Raw genomic sequence first — 19,942 nt, forward strand, 5'->3', positions numbered from 1 at the left:
TCAGCTGTGGGAGGACCGTACGCGGTCCAGGGGGAGGCGGACCAGGGCGTCCGGGCGGGAGCCGTCGAGCGGGGCGTTGAACTCGCGGACCCGGCGCAGTTCGGTGTCGGTCAGCGCGCGGGCGTAGAGGCGGAACTCGTCCAGGTCGCCGGTCATCCGGGAGCGGCTGTCCACGGCCTGGCCGAGGTGGAGGCCGAAGGGCGCGGTGCGGCTCACGGTGCCCGGGGCGTCGGGGGCGGTGGCCGGGGCGCCGCCGTCCACAGCGAGGGAGAGCCGTCCGCCGCCGCGGATCAGGGCGAGGTGGTGCCACTGCCCGTCGTTGTACGCGGTGCCGGTGGCGACCGAGGCGCTGGTGAAGTTCGCGAAGCCGTTGACCGTGGTGATCAGCGCCCGGATCCGGTGGCTCCCGGGCTCACCGCGCAGCCAGACCTGCGGCTGTTTGGTGCCGATGCCGCCCATCCAGAGGAACGGATGCTGCCCGGAGGCGGCGGAGTAGCGGAACCACAGGCTCACGGTGAAGTCGCGGGTGCCGAGCGGCAGGGCGGTGCGGTACGGGACGCGTACGGCGTCGTCCGTGCCGTCGAAGGACAGCGCGCCGCCGAACCGGCCGTCGTCGCGCACCGCCGCACCGCCGAGCACGGTCGCGGACCGGGCGCCGGACGCGCGGTCGTCGGTGGTGGGGGCGGGCGCCTGCCGGGGGCCGAGCCAGTCCTCGGTGAAGCGGGCGAAGCGGATCTCGTCCCGGGCGTCCACCGCACCGCCCTCGTACAGCAGCCCCACCGTGTCCCGCGAGATCGCGACCATGTCGGAGTAGCCGGACCAGTCGGTGGTGACCACCGTGCCGCGATCGACACCGTCCCAGGTGCGGCCCTCGTCCCAGGAGGAGCGGATCATCATGGTGCGGCGCCGGTCGGGATCGGCGGGGGCGGAGAAGAGCAGCCGGCCGGGACCGTCGCGGCCGGGGTCGCGCAGCCGCAGGATCGACCCCTGCACCTGGGGAGTGGGCAGATCGGGGATGGTGCGGAAGGGCGCGGTGAAGCTCTCGCCGCCGTCGCGGCTGATGGCGTAGTCGCGGTGGCCGAGGTCGGTGCCGTCCTGCTCCCGCCCGCTGACGTAGATCGCTCCGTCGGCCCGCTCCACCAGCGTCATCTCGGACGGCTTCTGGCGGAACGTACCGTCGTCCGCGAGCGGGAAGGTGTCCACCGCGCCGATGCGCCAGCTGTCGCCGCCGTCGTCGCTGTAGGCGAGCGCGGCGTGGTTGTCGGTGATCCGGCCGCCGCCGTAGCTCTCGGTGTTGAGGGTGAAGACCAGCCGGCCCTTGTGCCGGCCGCGCTGGAGCTGGATGCCGTGGACGGGGCCGGTGGCGTACCAGGAGTTCCACTGGGGCGGCAGCAGCGAGGGGCTCAGATCGCGCGGGGCCGACCAGGTGGCGCCGTTGTCGTCGCTGTACTGGAGATGCGGGGTGCGGTCACAGGGGACGTCGCAGCTCTGGGAGTCGTCGCGGCCGGTGTTGTAGGTGCTGGCGAGCACGATGCGGCCGGTGCGGGTGTCCACGATGGGCGCGGGGTTGCCATGGGTGTCACCGTCGCCCTCGTTGATCACCTGGAGCGGGCCCCAGGTGCGGCCGCCGTCGGTGGAGCGCTTGAGGACCAGATCGATGTCCCCGGCGTCACCGCAGTTGTCGACCCGGCCCTCGGCGAAGGCGAGCAGGGTGCCGTCCTTCGCTTCAACGACCGCGGGGATACGGAAGCAGGAGTACCCCTGCTCCTGGGCGGACTTGAAGAGGACCTGCTGGTCGAAGCCGGAAGCGGGGGCGGAGGCGGTACGGGCCGCGGACACGGATTCCTCCGCGTTCGCGGCCCGGACCGGAAGTGGAATCAGGGCCAGCGCCGCGGCGGTGAGGAGCACACCGGCGCGGCGGCGCCAGGGTCTGGTACGGGGACGTGTGCGGAGAACTGACGCCATGGTCACGGACCTGCCCTTCGGACCGCCCCTTGGGGGCATCTGGCCATCACACCTGGACATCACGACATCAAGACATCCCATGTCTCGCGCATGGCTGCGGCAGAAGTGTCTCGTCCGGGGGCATCCCGGGACAAGAACCGTGCGTCATCTCTGTGTGACGCAGCGGAAGTTGGGTCGCGGGTCGGCGGGTGCGCCGCCGGGTCGGCCCATGGCCGTCAGCCGAACCCGACCACGGGGGCTGAACCCGACCACAGGCTGAGCCCCGCCGTGGGGCTGTCCCCACCTGAACGCGGGGGCCTGCCGCATGGCCGGGGCGCTGCCGCGCCTGGAGGCTGGTGAGGCATGAACGCATCCACGAAACGCCCTCGCTTACGGTTTGCCACGGCCGCCGCCGTGGCCGCCGCCCTCGTCGGCGGAGCGGCCGCCGTCCCGGCCGCCGCCACCGGAGCGCCCGCCACCGCTTCCGGAGCGCCCGCCACCGCCGCGTCCGCAGGCTCGTCCGCCGGCCACCGGCTCACCGAGGACGCGCTGCGCCGCGAGGTGGAACGGACCCTGAAGGACGCCGGTTTCATCGGCATCACGGTGGAGGTGCGCGACGGCCACCGCCGGATCCACGCGCGTGCGGGCGAGGCCGAGCTGAACTCGGGCCGTCCCATGCCGTACGGGGCGCACTACCGGGCCGCGAGCGTCACCAAGTCCTTCGTGGCCACGGTCGTCCTCCAGCTGGTCGCCGAGGGACGGCTGTCGCTGAGCGATCCGGTGGACCGGTGGCTGCCGGGCGTGGTGAGCGGCAACGGCAACGACGGCCGCCGGATCACCGTACGGAATCTGCTCCAGCACACCAGCGGCATCCACAACTACTCCTACAGCGACGACACCGGCGACTCGGCGGAGGACTTCGAGCGGACCCGGTTCGACCATGTCTCCCCGGAGCAGGTGGTGGCCGGGGCGGTGAAGCACCGGCCCGACTTCCCGCCCGCTTCCGCCGACGACCCCGAGCCCGACTGGAACTACTCCAACCCCGGCTATGTGCTCGCCGGGATGATCATCCAGAAGGTCACCGGGCACACGTGGCCGCAGGAGGTCCGCGACCGCATCATCCGCCCGCTGGGCCTGACCGGCACCTACGAGCCCGGGGACGATCCGCGGCTGAAGGCCCCGTACGCGCATACGTACCAGCGCTTCCCCGGCTCCGGCACCTGGACGGACACCACGCTCCGCAATGTCTCCTGGGGTGGTGCGGCCGGTTCGCTCATCAGCACCGACCGCGATCTGGACCGGTTCTTCACCGCGCTGCTGAGCGGCCGTCTGCTGCCCCCGGCGCAGCTCGCCGAGATGCGCCGCACGGTCCCCGTCGCGGAGGACTTCGAGGTGGCGTTCCCTCACCTCCAGTACGGGCTCGGGATGATGCGGCAGCCGCTCAGCTGCGGCGGCTACCGCTGGGGCCACGGCGGCGACCTCGAAGGGGCCACGGTGCGCACCGGCTTCACCGAGGGCGGGCGGCGCTCGGTGACCATCAGCAGCAGCGGCAAGACCGCCGACGACGAGCAGGTGCTCAGGGCCGAAGGCGCCCTCCAGGGCCTCATCGACCGCGTGCTGTGCGGCGGCGCGCGATGATCCGGCGGGCGACCGCGGCCACCGCGGCCGCCCCCGCCCGCGCGGCCACCGCCGTCTGCCTGGCCGTCGCCGCGCTGGTGGCGGCCGCGCCGCCGCCGTCGCACACCGCACGGCTCGCCCAGGACGCCGAGGCGGTCCACCGGGCCGGGGCGGTCGGGGTGGCGGCCGTCCTGGACACCCCGTCCGGCACGGCCACCGCCCACAGCGGCGCGGCCGACACCCGCACCGGGCGCCCCATGCGGCCCGATGACCACTACCGGGCGGGCAGCACGCTGAAGACCTTCGTCGCCACCGTCGTTCTCCAGCTCGTGGGCGAGGGGCGGCTGTCGCTGGGCGATCCGGTGGACCGGTGGCTGCCGGGCGTGGTGAGCGGCCACGGCAACGACGGCCGCCGGATCACCGTACGGATGCTGCTCCAGCACACCAGCGGGGTGCCCAACGTCACCCGGCTCCCCGAGCTGCTCCCCGCCCTGTACTCGGCGGACGGCTACTACCGGAACCGGTTCCGGCACTACACGGCCGAGGAACTGGTCGCCGCCGCGGTGCGGCAGGCCCCGGACTTCGAGCCGGGCACCGGCTACCGCTACTCCAACACCGGCTATGTCCTCGCCGGAATGATCATCGAGAAGGTCACCGGGCGCGGCTGGCGCGCGGAGGTGCGCGACCGGCTCATCCGCCCGCTGGGGCTCACCGGCACCTCCCTGCCGGGCGACGCCCCGGTGCTTCCCGCTCCTTACGCCCGCGGCTACCACACCTACGCGGAGGGCGGCGGGGGCCCGGTCGACACCACGCTGTTCAACGGCACGGCGGCGGACGCCGCGGGCGACCTGGTCACCACCCCACGCGACGTCAACCGCCTGTTCACCGCGCTCCTCACCGGACGGCTGCTGCGTCCCGCCGAACTGGACGAGATGCGGCGCACCGTGCCGATGCCCGAAGAGCCGGGGCGCCGCGTGGGCCTGGGCCTGGAGACCACCCCGCTGAGCTGCGGTGGCTTCTACTGGCACCACGGGGGCAACGCCCTGGGCTACAGCAGTGAGAACGGCATCACCACGGATGGCCGCCGGGCCGTGACCGTCGCGACGAACAGCTTCGACGAGGCGGACGAGGGACGGCAGGACGCCGCGGACCAGGCGGTGAAGGAGCTGATCGACCACGCGCTGTGCGGGCGCTCGGCGGCGCCATGAGCTCCGACACCTGGGCACGGTCATGACGGCGGGCCGGGGCCAGTCGGCCTGCGGTGGGGCTCAGTCCCGTGGCGGGGCCCAGGGCCGGGTCCAGTCCCACGGCGGGGTCCAGCCGCACGGCGGGGCTCAGCCCCACGGCCGGGTCCAGTTCCGTCGCCGGGCGCTGGTCGGCCGGTGCAGGGCGGAGCTATGGCGCCCGGTAGGGGCCGGCCGGCGCAGGGGGCGCTCCTCGCCGGCCGGCCCGCCAACCCGTGCAGCGGGCCGACCGCTCCTCAGGCCCCGCCGACCGCTGTCCGCAGGGCGAGCCGGTGCTCACCCGCGTACACGTTCATCGAGGTGCCGCGGAGGAAGCCGACCAGGGTCAGCCCCGTCTCCGCCGCCAGGTCCACCGCCAGCGAGGACGGCGCGGACACCGCCGCCAGCACCGGGATCCCCGCCATCACCGCCTTCTGCGCCAGCTCGAAGGAGGCGCGCCCGGAGACCATCAGCACCGAGCCCGACAGCGGCAGCAGACCCTGCTGGAGCGCCCGTCCCACCAGCTTGTCCACCGCGTTGTGCCGGCCCACGTCCTCCCGCAGGTCCAGCAGCTCACCGTCCGGGGTGAACAGCCCGGCCGCGTGCAGCCCGCCGGTCCGGTCGAAGACGCGCTGCGCCGCGCGGAGCCGGTCCGGGAGCGCGGAGAGCGTCTCCGGCTCGACCCGCACCGCAGAGCCGTCAGAGCCGTCAGAGACTTCGCGGTCGTCCCCGAGCGGCCAGCGCGCGGTCGTCCGCACCGCGTCCAGGCTGGCCTTGCCGCACAGCCCGCAGGACGACGTTGTATAGACGTTGCGCTCGAGGGTGATGTCCGGGACGGGCACGCCCTGGGCGAGCTTCACGTCCACCACGTTGTAGGTGTTGGAACCGTCCTCGGTCGCGCCCGCGCAGTAGACGATGTTCGCCAGTTCCTCCGCGCGCCCGAGGACGCCCTCGCTCACCAGGAACCCGGCGGCGAGGGCGAAGTCGTCGCCCGGTGTGCGCATGGTGATCGCCAGCGGTTTGCCGTTCAGCCGGATCTCCAGCGGCTCCTCCGCCACGAGGGTGTCCGGCCGGGTGCTGACCGCCCCGTCCCGGATGCGGATGACGCGGCGTCGCTCGGTGACCCGTCCCATGTCGATCAGTCCTGGTTCTGTGCGTGGTTCTGTACGTGTTGGTAGCCGAAGCGACCCTTGATGCACAGGTTCCCGTGCGTCACGGGATTATCGTGCGGCGAGGTGACCTTCACGATCTCATTGTCCTGCACATGGAGAGTGAGATTGCAGCCCACACCACAGTAGGCGCACACCGTCGTGGTCTCCGTCTGCGCCGACTCGTCCCAGGTCCCGGCCGCCCGCATGTCGAACTCGGTCTTGAAGCTCAGAGCGCCCGTCGGGCACACCTCGATGCAGTTGCCGCAGTAGACACAGGCCGAGTCGGTGAGGGGCGCGTCGTGCTCGGTGGAGATACGGGCGTCGAAACCGCGGCCCGCGACCGCGATCGCGAAGGTGTTCTGCCACTGCTCGCCGCAGGCGTCCACGCATTTGTAGCAGAGCACGCATTTGCTGTAATCGCGGACGTACAGGTCGTTGTCCACCTTCGGCTCCTCGGCCACCCGGGCCGCCTCGGCGCCGAACCGGTCCGGCTCGGCCCCGTACTCCTCGATCCACTCGGCGGCGCGCGGGGTCGTCGACAGATCGGTGGAGGAGGCCAGCAGCTCCAGGACGACCTTACGGCTGTGCCGGGCCCGCTCGGTGTCCGTGCGCACCTCCATGCCCGGCTCCACCCGGCGGGAGCAGGCCGGGGCGAGGGTGCGGGAGCCCTCGACCTCCACCACGCACACCCGGCAGGCGTTCTTCGGGGTGAGCGTGTCGCCCTGGCACAGGGTCGGGATGTCCTTGCCCGCGGCGCGGCACGCGTCCAGCAGGGTGCTGCCCTCCGGGGCGCGGACCGGCTCGCCGTCCAGGGTGAGGTCGACCAGACGGCGCGGGGGTCGCAGCGGTATCGCGGTCACTTGAAGGCTCCCAGACGGTCGATGGCGGACTCCACGGCGTTCCAGGCGGTCTGGCCCAGACCGCAGATCGAGGCGTCCCGCATGGCCCGGCCGACCTCGCGCAGCAGCGCGATGTCCCCGGCCGCGGCGTCGCCCGTAAGGTCCTTGATCCGGTGCAGCGCCTCCTCCTGCCGTACGGTGCCCACCCGGCAGGGGACGCACTGGCCGCAGGACTCGTTGCGGAAGAACTCCGCGATGCGCAGCAGGACGCGGGGCAGCTCGACACTGTCGTCCAGCACCAGCACCACCCCCGAGCCGAGCGTGGCGCCCGCGGCGCGGGTGCCCTCGAACGTGAGCGGGACGTCCAGCTCGTCGGGGCGTACGAATGCGCCCGCCGCGCCGCCGAGCAGCACCGCGCGCAGGGTCTTCGGCGGCCCCGCGAGCTCCAGCAGCGCCCGCAGCGTCGCCCCGAACGGCAGCTCGTAGACGCCGGGGCGGGCCACCGTGCCGGAGACGCAGAACAGCTTGGTGCCGGTGGAGGCGGAGGTGCCGGTGCGCGCATACCGCTGTGCGCCTTCGATCAGAATGGGCAGCACATTGACCAGCGTCTCCACGTTGTTGACCGCGGTCGGCTTGCCGAACAGCCCTTTCTCGACCGGGAACGGTGGTTTGCTGCGCGGTTCACCGCGCCGCCCCTCGATCGAATTGAAGATCGCGGTCTCCTCACCGCAGATGTACGCGCCCGCGCCGCGCCGGATCTCGATGTCGAACGCGAACCCCTGGCCCATCACGTCCTCGCCGAGGAGGCCGCGGGCGCGGGCCCGGTCGATGGCGGTGCGCAGCCGGCGCAGCGCACGCGGGTACTCGCCGCGCAGGTACAGATAGCCGCGGTGGGCCCCGGTCGCGTAGCCCGCGATGGTCATGGCCTCGACGAGGGCGTACGGGTCGCCCTCCATCAGGACCCGGTCCTTGAAGGTCCCCGGTTCGCTCTCGTCGGCGTTGCAGACCAGATAGTGCGGATGGTCGGGCTGCTGGGCGGTGGCCGCCCACTTCCGCCCGGTCGGGAACGCGGCCCCGCCCCGCCCGACCAGACCCGCCTCGGTCACCTCCCGGATCACCCCGGCGGGCCCGAGCGCGAACGCGCGCCGCAGGGCGGCGTAACCTCCGTGGGCGCGGTAGTCGTCGAGCGACCCCGGGTCCACCACCCCGACCCGACGCAGCAGCACCAGACCGTCGCGCCCGGCCTCCGGCGCCGTGAGTGCGCTCCCGGGCGCGGAACTCCCCGTCCGCGCAACGACGTTCGCGGTCTGGCCTGACACCTGGCCTGACACCTGGCCTGACACCTGGCCTGACACCTGGCCTGACACCTGGCCTGACACCTGGCCTGACACCTGGCCTGACGCCGGGGCAGGCGCCCCGCTGGGCACGGCCGGGCCACCGCCGGCCCCCGCTCCCGAGGCGGCGGCTCCGGCCCGTGGCGCGTTGGTTTTCGTCCCCAAGGCGTTGGTCCCCGTCCGCGGCCCGGACGCGCCGTGCCGCCCCCCAGCGGGTGCGGTATCCCTGGACTGCCGCACGGCGTCCCCGCGCGGGCTGTCCGCCCCAGCATGCGGTTGGCCGGGGGCGGCCGGGGCCGGATCGGCAGCGGCCCGGTGTGCGGTCCGCTCGGTCCACGGCCCGGCCGGGGCCTGCCGCCCGTCGGCCCTGGCCTCCGGCGCGGGGGCGGGCTGGGCGGCGGAGGTGCCGGCGGCGGAGGTGTCCGCCTGTGTGGGCTGGGCGGCCGGGGTTCGTGCTTGCGGCGCGGCGGCCGCCGCTTGCGGCTCGGCCGCCGCCTCGTGCGGCGCCGTCGCGGCGTCGGCGACCGCCTCGGCGGTGGCCGGGGCGACGACCGCCGTCCGCGGGGCCTCGCCCGCGCGGATCACCAGGGCCGCCGGGGCGCGTTCGCACAGGCCCAGGCACGGGCTGGGCTGCCAGACGGCTCCGGACCCCGCCGAGCCCGCCGGGCCCAGGTCCCGTTCGAGCTCCGCGCACACGCCCGCGGAGCCCCGGGCGGCGCACGCCAGGTCCGTACAGACGTGGACGACGGTCGCCGGACGGGGTTTCACCGCGAACATCGCGTAGAAGGTCGCCACCCCGTAGCCCTCCGCCGGAGGGACCGTCAGCCGTCGGCACAGATAGGCCAGGCCGCCCTCGCTGATCCAGCCCACCCGGTCGTTGAGGGCGTGCAGCCCCGGCAACAGCAGATCGCGCCGCTCACGCGCCTCGCGGCCGCCGCGCGCCCAGCGCAGATCGGTGTCCGTACGGTCGTCCGCGCCCTCCCAGGCGGACGCGGGCGGGCCGAGCAGCGCGTCGACCGCCGCCCGCTCCTCGTCCGTGGGCTTGCTGTCACCGAAGCGCAGATCCACGATCAGCTCCTTACGGCGGTCACGGGAAGCTTCTCGATCCTTATGGCCGACGCCTTGAACTCCGCCGTCCCCGCGATGGGGCAGTTGGCCTCGATCGTCAGGGAGTTGGTGTCCACCTCGTCGGGGAAGTGCATGGTCATGAAGGCGAGTCCCGGTCGCAGCCCGGGGTCGATCCACACCGGCGCCACCACCGAACCGCGCCGCGAGGTGACCCGCACCCATTCCTCGGCCTCCACCCGGTAGCGGTCGGCGTCCTCCGGGCAGAGTTCGATGTACTCGCCGCGTCGCAGCGGGGAGGCGAACCCCCCGCTCTGCACCCCGGTGTTGTACGAGTCCAGGCGCCGCCCTGTGGTGAGCCGGATCGGGTAGGCGTCATCGGTCAGATCGACCGGTGGATCGTGCTTGACCGGGCCGAAGGGGGCGCGGGCGCCGCGCCGGGCCGGATCGCTCTCCCAGAGGCGGCCGTGCAGATAGGTGGGCTCCAGGCGGTCGGTGCTGGGGCAGGGCCACTGGATGCCCTGGTGCTTCTCCAGCCGCTCGTACGTCATCCCGAAGTGGTCCGGGGAGACGGCGCGCAGCTCGTTCCAGACCTCCTCCGCGTCCGCGAACGCCCAGTCGTGGCCCAGCCGCCGCGCCAGCTCGCAGAGGATGTCGATGTCCTCGCGCGCCTCGCCCGGCGGCTCCACGGCCTTGCGCACCCGCTGGACGCGCCGCTCGCTGTTGGTGGTGGTGCCGTCCGTCTCGCACCACGCGGCGGTCGCCGGGAGCACCACATCGGCCAGTTCGGCGGTCCTGGTCAGGAAGATGTCCTGGACCACCAGGTGCTCCAGGGACGTGAGCCGCCGGACGGCCTGCTCGGTGTCGGCCTCGGACTGGGCCGGGTTCTCGCCGATGCAGTAGACGGCGCGCAGCTCGCCCGCCTCCATCGCCTCGAACATCTCGGTCAGGTTCAGCCCGTAGCGCGGCTGGATGACCACGTCCCAGGCGCGTTCGAACTTCGACCGGACGGGCGGGTCCAGGATGTCCTGGAAGCCGGGCAGCCGGTTGGGGATGGCGCCCATGTCGCCGCCGCCCTGGACGTTGTTCTGGCCGCGCAGCGGCTGGAGCCCGGAGCCGTACCGGCCGACGTGGCCGGTCAGCAGGGCCAGATTGATCAGCGCCCGGACGTTGTCGGTGCCGTTGTGGTGCTCGGTGATGCCGAGGGTCCAGCACAGCTGGGCGCGTTCGGCGGTGGCGTAGGCGTGCGCGAGATCGCGGATCGCGTCGGCCGGGACGCCGGTGACCTTCTCGGCGACGCTGAGGGTCCAGGGCTCCACATGGGCCGCGTACTCCTCGAAGCCGCTGGTCGCGCGCTCGATGAAGGCGTGGTTGGCGAGCCCGGCGTGGATGATCTCGCGGCCCACGGCGTGGGCGAGCGGGATGTCGGTGCCGACGTTGAGCCCCAGCCAGCTCTCCGCCCATTCGGCGGTCGAGGTGCGGCGCGGGTCGACCGCGTACATCCGGGCGCCGTTCCGGATGCCCTTGAGGACGTGGTGGAAGAAGATCGGGTGCGCGAAGCGGGCGTTGGAGCCCCACATCACGATCAGATCGGTGTCCTCGACCTCCCCGTACGAGGAGGTGCCGCCGCCGGAGCCGAACACGGCGGACAGTCCCGCGACGCTGGGCGCGTGGCAGGTGCGGTTGCAGGAGTCGACGTTGTTGGTGCCCATCACCACCCGGGCGAACTTCTGGGCCACGTAGTTCATCTCGTTGGTGGCGCGGGAGCAGGAGAACATGCCGAACGCGTCGGGCCCGTGGGCCGCCGTCACGGCCCGGAATCCGGCGGCGGCCCGGCTGAGCGCCTCGTCCCAGGAGGCGGGGCGGAGTTCACCGCTCACCGGATCGCGCACCAGGGGGTGGGTCAGCCGGGGGTACTGCTTCTGCTGTCGGTCGCGCTGGCGGTTACGGGCCACGACGGGCTCCTTACGGCGGTCACGCCGCGCTGCGACGTGAGGGAACCGAGCGTCCGGGTATCGTCGACAGAATATTGAATACAGTATTCCCAAGAGGGGGGTCAAGGCGTCGGACGCCACCTCGATCCCGCTCGTGTCGTCCGGACCGCAAGGGACCGCGGCGAGTCGTTGACCAGGTGTCAGAACCCTCGAACGCGCCTGACGCATGGACAGTGTGGGTAAACTGTAGACAATAACCAATCCATGTATCCGGAAAACGACGAGCCAGAGGGGGCGCGATGCCGGCCAGGGGACTACCCCAGGGTGCGGTGCCGAAGCTGGAGCGGCCCGGCCCACTCCGCGAGCGTGTCTACGAGGCGCTGCTCGAACTCATCACCACCCGCGCCCTCCGTCCTGGCCAGCACCTCGTGGAGAGCGAGCTCGCCGGTCATCTCGGGGTCTCCCGCCAGCCGGTGCGCGAGGCCCTCCAGCGGCTGAACACCGAGGGCTGGGTCGATCTGCGGCCCGCCCAGGGCGCGTTCGTCCACGAGCCCACCGAGGAGGAGGCCGATCAGCTCCTTACGGTGCGCACGCTCCTCGAGGCGGAGGCCGCCCGGCTGGCCGCCGCCGAGGCCGACGCGGCCGGGGTCGCCGCGCTGGAGGACCTGTGCGCCAAGGGCGAGCGCGCGGTGCTGGACGACGATGTGGACGGCGCGGTCGCGGCGAACGCCGAATTCCACGCCAAGGTGATGCGGCTGGCCGGAAACGCGGTCCTGTCCGAGCTGGCCGCCCAGGTGGACCGCAGGGTCCGCTGGTACTACACCCCGGTCGCCCGGCAGCGTGGCAAGCAGTCCTGGATCGAGCACCGCGAGTTGATCGCGGCCATCGCCGCCGGCGACGAACAGCGCGCCACGGCCGTCATGCGCGCCCACACCGAACACACCCGCCGCACCTACCACGAGCGCGACCGGTCCTGACCCTCCCGCCTACCGCCGCCCCGCCTGCCGCCGCCCCCGCCGCCCCGCCTGCCGCCGGGCGGCGGCACCCTCTTGGCGCCGGTGGACCGTGACGCCCTCGATCTCCGTGCCCTCGCGCAGCGGGCCTGTCCCGAAATCTACTCCGCTTTGTCCTGCGGCAGGAGAAAGTCGACGGCAATTCCGGCGCAAGTTCTTCCCACCCCCGACAACCGCTGCTACGTTCCCCGTGAAAGCCCGGCAGCGGGGCTCCAGGGATGCCGATATGACGGCGGGAGGGGCGGCGTGAGGCGCATGACGGCACGACCGGCCAACGCGCATCAGGCGCGACTGCTTCGCCTGCTGCGCGACGGCGGCCCCAACTCCCGTGCTCAGCTGGGCGATCAGATCGACCTCTCGCGTTCGAAGCTCGCCGTGGAGATCGACCGGCTGCTGGAGACCGGGCTGGTGATCGCGGACGGGCTCGCCGCCTCGCGCGGCGGCCGGCGCTCGCACAACATCCGGCTCGCACCCGGTCTGCGGCTGCTCGGCGTGGACATCGGCGCCACCTCTGTCGATGTCGCCGTGACCAACGCGGAACTGGAGATTCTCGGCCACCTCACCCAGCCCATGGATGTGCGCGAGGGACCCGTCGCGGTCTTCGAGCAGGTGCTGGACATGGCCGCGAAGCTCCGGGCCTCCGGGGTGGCCGAGGGGTTCGACGGGGCGGGCATAGGAGTGCCCGGCCCCGTGCGGTTCCCCGAGGGCGTGCCCGTGGCGCCGCCGATCATGCCGGGGTGGGACGGCTTCCCGGTACGGGAGGCGCTCAGCCAGGAACTGGGCTGCCCGGTCATGGTCGACAACGATGTGAACCTCATGGCGATGGGGGAGCAGCACGCGGGCGTCGCCCGTTCCGCCAAGGACTTCCTCTGCGTGAAGATCGGCACCGGTATCGGCTGCGGGATCGTCGTCGGCGGTGAGGTCTACCGCGGTACGACGGGCAGCGCGGGCGACATCGGCCACATCCAGGCCGAACCCGACGGCCGCCCCTGCGCCTGCGGCAACCGCGGCTGCCTGGAGGCGTACTTCGGCGGCGCGGCGCTGGCCCGCGACGCCGAGGCGGCCGCCCGCGACGGCCGGTCCGCCGAACTCGCCGCCCGGCTGGAGGCCGCGGGGAGCCTCGCCGCCACGGACGTCGCCGCGGCGGCGTCCGCGGGCGACGCGACCGCGCTCGACCTCATCAGGGCGGGCGGCACCCGTACGGGCCAGGTCATCGCCGGGCTCGTCAGCTTCTTCAACCCCGGTCTGGTGGTCATCGGCGGCGGTGTCACCGGGCTCGGCCATACGCTGCTCGCCGCCATACGGACCCAGGTCTACCGCCAGTCCCTGCCCCTGGCCACCGGCAACCTCCCCATCGTGCTGGGCGAACTCGGCCCGGCCGCCGGGGTCACCGGCGCGGCCCGCCTGATCAGCGACCACCTCTTCTCCCCGGCCTGACGGCCCGCTCCGCCCGCTCCCCGTCCGGCCACGGCCGTCCGGCCCCGTCCGGCGGCCCGTAACCCCGGCACAGCGCACCAGCACGGCAGCAGCACGGCACCAGCACCACGGCAGCACCACTCCAGCACGGCATCCGCACCGCCCCTCGGCGCACGCCACGCCGGGGCACGAGCCGCACCACCGGCACCACTGAGCCGCACCACCGCGCCGCGCCGTACCCCGTCGCGCCCCGCACCGCTCCACCGCGCCGCGCCGTACCCCGCCACGCCCAATGACCCGCCCACCGCATCGAGCGAACGCGAATGCGCGACCGACCCGCCCACCGCATCGAGCGACAGCGCACGTGCGAACCGCCGAGGAGGCCCGCCATGGCACCGGCACCACCCGACCCGCGCCCGCTCCTCACCATGTCCGCGATCACCAAGTCCTTCCCCGGGGTACGCGCCCTCGACGGCGTCGACCTCGATGTCGAAGCGGGTGAGGTGCACTGTCTGCTCGGCCAGAACGGCGCGGGCAAGTCCACGCTCATCAAGGTGGTGGCCGGGGCGCATCAGCCCGACGGCGGCGAGATCCGCTGGCAGGGCGCGCCGGTCACCCTCAAGTCGCCCGTCGCCGCCATGCGGCTGGGCATCGCCACCATCTACCAGGAACTGGACCTGGTGGAGGGGCTGTCCGTCGCGGAGAACGTCTTCCTCGGCCATGAGGTGGCCACCGCCGGTTTCGTCCGCTCCCGCGCCGCCCGCACCGCCACCGCCGCCCTCCTCACCCGGCTCGGCCACCCCGAGATCGATCCGGGGCGGCTGGTCGGGGAGCTCTCCGCGGCCGGGCAGCAGATCGTCTCCATGGCCCGCGCGCTCTCCCACGACGTCCGGCTGATCGTGATGGACGAGCCGTCCGCGGCCCTCGACCCCGACGAGGTCGACAACCTCTTCCGCATCGTCGGCGATCTCACCGCCGCCGGGGTCGCCGTCGTCTACATCTCGCACCGGCTGGAGGAGATCCGCCGGATCGGCGACCGCGTCACCGTGCTCAAGGACGGCCGCGCCGCCGCCCGCGGGCTGCCCGCTCGCACCACCCCCACCCGCGAGATCGTGGCGCTGATGACGGGCCGGGACGTGGAGTACGCGTTCCCGCGCCGCACCACGGCCGCTCCGGCGCCCACCGCCGAACCCGTGCTGCGGCTGGAACACCTCGCCAGGGACGGGGAGTTCGAGCCGATCGACCTCGACCTCGCACCCGGTGAGATCGTCGGGCTCGCCGGACTCGTCGGCTCCGGGCGGTCGGAGATCCTGGAGACCGTCTACGGCGCCCGCCGCCCCACCTCGGGCCGGGTCTTCGTCGGCGGCCGCCCGTTGCGCCCCGGCAGCGTGACCGCCGCCGTGCGCGCCGGGCTCGGTCTGGCCCCCGAGGAGCGCAAGGCGCAGGCGCTGCTGATGCTGGAGTCCGTCACCCGCAATGTCTCGGTCTCCTCCCTGCCCCGCTTCTCCCGCGCCGGCTGGGTGGACCGCGGCGCGGAGCGGGCGGCGGCCCGCCGGTGCGTGCGCGAGTTGTCGCTGCACCCCGACGACCCCGAGCGTCCGGTGCGCACCCTGTCCGGCGGCAACCAGCAGAAGGCCGTGCTGGCCCGCTGGCTGCTGCGCGGCTGCCGGGTGCTGCTGCTGGACGAGCCGACGCGCGGGGTGGACGTCGGGGCCCGCGCCGAGCTGTACGCCGTGATCCGCCGGCTCGCCGACGACGGCATGGCCGTCCTGCTCGTCTCCAGCGAACTGCCCGAAGTCCTGGGCCTCGCCGACCGGGTGCTGGTGCTCCGCGAGGGCCGCGTGGTGCATACGGCGCCCGCGCGGGAGCTGGACGAGCACCGCGTCCTCGATCTCGTCATGGAAGGGAGCCCGTCGTGAATTCACCCGGGAGCAGGCCGGCGGCCGGCACCCCGGCCGACCCCGCACCGGTGCCGGGAGCGGGCGCCACGCTGACGGCCGGTCCGGCCGGCGGACCGCCGGCCGGCCGTGCCGGCGCCGACCCCCTGGGCCGGCTGCGGCGCCTGGCCGATCTGCGCAACCTCTCCCTCGTCGGGGTGCTGGCGGTGCTGGTCGCCGTCGGCGGCTTCACCAAGCCCGATGAGTTCCTGAGCACCGACAACCTCCAGCTCGTGCTCACCCAGGCGTCCGTCATCGGCGTCGTCACCGTCGGCGTCACCTTCGTCATCACCAGCGGCGGCATCGATCTGTCGGTCGGCGCGATGGTCGCCCTCGCCTCCGTATGGGCCACCACCGTGGCCACGCAGGACTACGGACTCGGCGGCATCCTGCTGTGCGCGGTCCTGGTGGGGCTCGGCTGCGGACTGGTCAACGGGGTGCTCATCGCGTACGGCGGGATGGTCCCGTTCATCGCCACCCTGGCGATGCTGGCCTCGGCCCGTGGGCTGGCCCTGCAGATCAGCGACGGCAGGACCCAGGTCGTCACCGTCGACCCGGTCCTGGACCTCGGACTCCCGGACGCCTACGTCCTCGGCATCCCCCCGCTGGTGCTCATCTTCGCGGCCGTCACGGTTCTGGGCTGGCTGGTGCTGAACCGGACGACCTTCGGCCGCCGCACCGTCGCCATCGGCGGCAACGCGGAGGCGGCCCGGCTCGCGGGCATCGACGTCAGACGGCAGCGGCTGATGCTGTATCTGCTCTCCGGGCTGTGCTGCGGTGTCGCCGCCTTCATGCTGATCGTCCTCACCGGCTCCGGCCAGAACACCAACGGCAACCTCTACGAACTCGACGCCATCGCCGCCGCGATCATCGGCGGCACGCTGCTCAGCGGCGGCCGGGGCACCATCACCGGCTCGGTCCTCGGCGTCCTCGTCTTCACCACCATCACCAATCTGTTCGCCCTGAACAACCTCCAGAGCGATGTCCAGCAGATCGCCAAGGGCGCGATCATCGTCGCCGCCGTCCTGGTACAGAAGGGTCGTTCGACGCCATGAGGCACGTCATGAGGGACGCCAAGAGCTCCGCCACCAGTCGCAGAAACCTGCTGCTGGGCACCGCCGCCGCGGGCGCGCTGTTCGCCGCCGGGTGCACCAGCAACGAGAACAACGACAGTGACGGGAACAGCAAGCCGGCCGCCAACACCTCCGACGACAAGCCCGGTAAGGAGGTCACCATCGGCTTCGCCGGGCCGCAGGCCGACCACGGCTGGCTCAACGCCATCAACGAGCAGGCCAAGCGGCGCGCCAAGGAGTACCAGGACGTCACGCTGGAGGCCACCGAGGGCTCCAACGACACCGCCCAGCAGATCGGCCAGATCGAGACCCTCATCAACAAGAAGGTCGACGTCCTGGTCATCCTGCCCGCCGACGGCAAGGCGCTGACCCAGGTCGGGCTCAAGGCGATGCGGGCCGGCATCCCGGTGGTCAACCTCGACCGCGTCTTCGCCTCCCCGCAGGCGTACCGCTGCTGGATCGGCGGCGACAACTACGGCATGGGCCTCAACGCCGGGCACTACATCGGCGAGCAGCTCAAGGACAAGAAGAACGCCAAGGTCCTCGAGTTGGCCGGGATCGACAACCTGGAGCTGACCCGGCAGCGCACGAAGGGCTTCGACGACGCCCTGAAGAACTACCCCAACATCGAGAAGGTCGGCCGCCAGGCCGCGGAGTTCACCGTCGAGTCGGGCCAGGCGAAGATGGCCCAGCTGCTCCAGGCCCACTCCGGCTTCGACGCCCTGTGGAACCACGACGACGACCAGGGCGTCGGCGCGGAGCGCGCCATCAAGCAGGCCGGGCGGGACGACTTCCTCATGGTCGGCGGCGCGGGCGCCAAGCACGCCATGGACGCCATCAAGGCCGACAACACCGTGCTGAAGGCCACCGTGCTCTACCCGCCGACCATGGCCGCCTCCGCCATCGACCTCGCCCGCGCGCTCGGCCAGGGCAAGGGCGTCGGCGGTCTGGCGGAGCTGGAGATCCCGGCCTCCCTCACCCTCTACTCCGCCGTCGTCACCAAGGACAACGTGGACCAGTACCTCCCCACGGGATTCAGCTGAGCCCCGCACGGGCCCGGACCCCCCACTTCGCGTCGGTTTGCGATCGTCAGAAGGAGTCCCATGGAAAGTCCTGAAGCCTCAACGCTCGGCGTCGGCATGGTCGGCTACGCCTTCATGGGCGCCGCCCACTCCCAGGGCTGGCGCACCGTCGGCCGGGTCTTCGACCTCCCCGCCCGACCCGTGATGTCCGCCGTCTGCGGGCGCGACGCGGACGCCGTACGGGCCGCCGCGGAGCGGCACGGCTGGGCCGCCGCCGAAACCGACTGGCGGTCGCTGATCGCCCGGGACGATGTGCAGCTGGTCGATGTGTGCACCCCCGGTGACAGCCATGCCGAGATCGCCATCGCGGCCCTGGAGGCGGGCAAGCATGTGCTGTGCGAGAAGCCGCTGGCCAATTCCGTCGCCGAGGCGGAGGCCATGGTGGAGGCGGCGCGGCGGGCCCGGGAGCGCGGACAGGTGGCGATGGTGGGCTTCAACTACCGCCGCGCGCCCGCCATCGCCCATGCCCGCACGATGGTGGCGGAGGGCCGGATCGGGGTGCTGCGGCACGTACGGGTCAGCTATCTCCAGGACTGGATCGTCGACCCGGAGTACCCCCTGGTGTGGCGGTTGCGGCGGGAGTACGCGGGCTCCGGCGCGCTGGGTGACCTGGGCTCGCACATCGTCGACCTCGCGCAGTACCTGGCGGGGGAGCGGCTGATCGGCGTCTCGGCGCTGACCGAGACGTTCGTACGGGAGCGGCCGCTGCCCGCCGGGGCGGTGGCGGGGCTCGGCGGCTCCGGGGCGGGCGGGGTGGCGCGCGGACCGGTCACGGTCGATGACGCGGCGCTGTTCACCGGCCGGTTCGGCTCGGGCGCGGTGGCGTCGTTCGAGGCCAGCCGCTTCGCCGCGGGCCGTAAGAACTCGCTCAGGATCGAGCTCAACGGCGATCGCGGATCGCTCGCCTTCGATCTGGAACGGCTCAATGAGCTGTCGTTCCATGACCACACCGAGCCCGCGACCGACTCCGGGTTCCGCCGCATCCTGGTCACCGAACCCGACCACCCCTACCTCGAGGGGTGGTGGCCGCCGGGCCACGCCCTCGGCTACGAGCACACCTTCGTCCACCAGGCGCGGGACATGGTGCTCGCGATCGCCGGGGGGACCGGCCCCGAGCCCTCCTTCGAGGACGGGCTCCAGGTGCAGCGGGTGCTCGCCGCCGTCGAGGACAGCGCGGAGAAGAACTGCGTCTACACCCCCGTGTCCGCCTGAGGAGGAGGTCCGCATGCCCAGACCCTTCACGCTCTTCACCGGCCAGTGGGCCGACCTCCCCCTGGAGGAGGTCTGCCGGCTGGCCCGCGACTTCGGCTACGACGGCCTGGAACTCGCCTGCTGGGGCGACCACTTCGAGGTGGACCGCGCGCTCGGCGAACCCGGCTATCTGGACGGGCGGCGCCGGCTGCTGGAGAAGTACGGCCTCACCTGCTGGGCCATCTCCAACCACCTGGTCGGCCAGGCCGTCTGCGACTCCCCCATCGACGAACGCCACCAGGCCATCGTGCCCGCCCGGATCTGGGGCGACGGCGAGGCGGAGGGCGTCCGGCGGCGGGCCGCCGCGGAGATGGCCGACACGGCCCGCGCGGCGGCGGCCTTCGGGGTGCGCACCGTCATCGGCTTCACCGGCTCCTCCATCTGGCATCTGGTGGCGATGTTCCCGCCGGTGGTGCCGGGGATGATCGAGCGGGGCTACGAGGACTTCGCCGAGCGCTGGAACCCGGTCCTGGACGTCTTCGACGCCGAGGGCGTGCGCTTCGCCCACGAGGTGCACCCCAGTGAGATCGCCTACGACTACTGGACCACCCACCGGGCCCTGGAGGCCGTGGGCCACCGCCCCGCCTTCGGACTCAACTTCGACCCCAGCCACTTCGTCTGGCAGGACCTGGACCCCGTCGGCTTCCTGTGGGACTTCCGGGACCGGATCTACCACGTCGACTGCAAGGAGGCCAGGAAGCGGCTGGACGGCCGCAACGGCCGCCTCGGCTCCCACCTGCCCTGGGGCGACCCCCGCCGGGGCTGGGACTTCGTCTCGGCGGGCCACGGCGATGTGCCGTGGGAGGACGTGTTCCGGATGCTGCGCTCGATCGGCTACGACGGCCCGGTGTCGGTCGAGTGGGAGGACGCCGGAATGGACCGGCTCACAGGCGCCCCGGAGGCGCTGGCCCGGCTGAAGCGGTTCGACTTCGACCCGCCGACGGCGTCGTTCGACGCGGCCTTCGGCGGCGGCGAGAAGTAGCCCCCGGCCGGGCCCGTGAGCGGGCCGGACCCTAGCCGGGCCGGCCCTGTAAACCGCCCGGCCGGGCGGTCGAGGAACCCC

At 72.8% G+C, this 19,942-nt stretch carries 14 protein-coding genes; 9 read left to right on the top strand and 5 right to left on the bottom strand.

Annotation, left to right across the window (positions count from 1 at the left end; translation table 11 throughout):
• Positions 1-1,965, bottom strand: a complete 1,965-nt coding sequence (locus tag N6H00_RS31160; protein ID WP_268975161.1) for a sialidase family protein — start codon at positions 1,963-1,965, stop codon at positions 1-3.
• Positions 1,966-2,307: 342 nt separating this feature from the next.
• Here N6H00_RS31160 and N6H00_RS31165 point away from each other — a divergent pair, with 342 nt between their 5' ends.
• Together N6H00_RS31165 and N6H00_RS31170 are read left to right on the top strand one after the other, a co-directional pair.
• Positions 2,308-3,582: a serine hydrolase domain-containing protein gene (locus N6H00_RS31165; RefSeq protein WP_268975162.1), complete on the top strand. Its 1,275-nt coding sequence runs from the start codon at positions 2,308-2,310 to the stop codon at positions 3,580-3,582.
• On the top strand, positions 3,579-4,769 hold the full coding sequence (locus N6H00_RS31170; RefSeq protein WP_268975163.1) for a serine hydrolase domain-containing protein: 1,191 nt from the start codon (positions 3,579-3,581) through the stop codon (positions 4,767-4,769). Before N6H00_RS31165 ends, N6H00_RS31170 begins: the two co-directional genes overlap by 4 nt.
• 272 nt (positions 4,770-5,041) lie before the next feature.
• Here N6H00_RS31170 and fdhD read toward each other — a convergent pair whose 3' ends face one another.
• The 4 genes from fdhD to N6H00_RS31190 are packed head-to-tail and all read right to left on the bottom strand — an operon-like array spanning position 5,042 to position 11,128.
• Positions 5,042-5,917, bottom strand: coding sequence for a formate dehydrogenase accessory sulfurtransferase FdhD (gene fdhD, locus N6H00_RS31175; RefSeq protein ID WP_268975164.1), 876 nt, complete (start codon positions 5,915-5,917; stop codon positions 5,042-5,044).
• Between the two features lie 5 nt (positions 5,918-5,922).
• Complete coding sequence (locus tag N6H00_RS31180; protein WP_268975165.1) at positions 5,923-6,795, bottom strand: 2Fe-2S iron-sulfur cluster-binding protein; 873 nt, start codon at positions 6,793-6,795, stop codon at positions 5,923-5,925.
• On the bottom strand, positions 6,792-9,176 hold the full coding sequence (locus N6H00_RS31185; RefSeq protein WP_268975166.1) for an NADH-ubiquinone oxidoreductase-F iron-sulfur binding region domain-containing protein: 2,385 nt from the start codon (positions 9,174-9,176) through the stop codon (positions 6,792-6,794). Before N6H00_RS31185 ends, N6H00_RS31180 begins: the two co-directional genes overlap by 4 nt.
• A gap of 2 nt (positions 9,177-9,178) precedes the next feature.
• The gene (locus tag N6H00_RS31190; RefSeq protein ID WP_268975167.1) at positions 9,179-11,128 is read right to left on the bottom strand and encodes a molybdopterin oxidoreductase family protein; all 1,950 of its coding nucleotides are present in this window, start codon (positions 11,126-11,128) and stop codon (positions 9,179-9,181) included.
• Positions 11,129-11,406: 278 nt separating this feature from the next.
• Here N6H00_RS31190 and N6H00_RS31195 point away from each other — a divergent pair, with 278 nt between their 5' ends.
• The 7 genes from N6H00_RS31195 to N6H00_RS31225 all read left to right on the top strand — a co-directional run bounded on the left by N6H00_RS31195 (position 11,407) and on the right by N6H00_RS31225 (position 19,861).
• Positions 11,407-12,084 (top strand): GntR family transcriptional regulator, encoded by a 678-nt coding sequence (locus N6H00_RS31195; protein WP_268975168.1) that lies wholly within the window; start codon positions 11,407-11,409, stop codon positions 12,082-12,084.
• A gap of 291 nt (positions 12,085-12,375) precedes the next feature.
• A complete protein-coding gene (locus N6H00_RS31200; RefSeq protein WP_268975169.1) occupies positions 12,376-13,557 on the top strand; it encodes an ROK family transcriptional regulator in 1,182 nt (393 codons plus the stop codon).
• Positions 13,558-13,925: 368 nt separating this feature from the next.
• The gene (locus N6H00_RS31205) at positions 13,926-15,455 is read left to right on the top strand and encodes a sugar ABC transporter ATP-binding protein (RefSeq protein ID WP_268975170.1); all 1,530 of its coding nucleotides are present in this window, start codon (positions 13,926-13,928) and stop codon (positions 15,453-15,455) included.
• 50 nt (positions 15,456-15,505) lie between these two features.
• Entirely contained in the window at positions 15,506-16,528 is a 1,023-nt protein-coding gene (locus N6H00_RS31210) for an ABC transporter permease (protein WP_443073250.1), read from the top strand.
• A gap of 8 nt (positions 16,529-16,536) precedes the next feature.
• Positions 16,537-17,589, top strand: coding sequence for a substrate-binding domain-containing protein (locus N6H00_RS31215; protein ID WP_268975172.1), 1,053 nt, complete (start codon positions 16,537-16,539; stop codon positions 17,587-17,589).
• Between the two features lie 60 nt (positions 17,590-17,649).
• Positions 17,650-18,840: a Gfo/Idh/MocA family protein gene (locus N6H00_RS31220; RefSeq protein ID WP_268975173.1), complete on the top strand. Its 1,191-nt coding sequence runs from the start codon at positions 17,650-17,652 to the stop codon at positions 18,838-18,840.
• Positions 18,841-18,853: 13 nt separating this feature from the next.
• On the top strand, positions 18,854-19,861 hold the full coding sequence (locus N6H00_RS31225; RefSeq protein WP_268975174.1) for a sugar phosphate isomerase/epimerase family protein: 1,008 nt from the start codon (positions 18,854-18,856) through the stop codon (positions 19,859-19,861).
• Positions 19,862-19,942: the final 81 nt, after the last annotated feature.

It is taken from the genome of Streptomyces sp. S465 (assembly GCF_026898115.1).
Lineage (GTDB): Bacteria > Actinomycetota > Actinomycetes > Streptomycetales > Streptomycetaceae > Streptomyces > Streptomyces luomodiensis.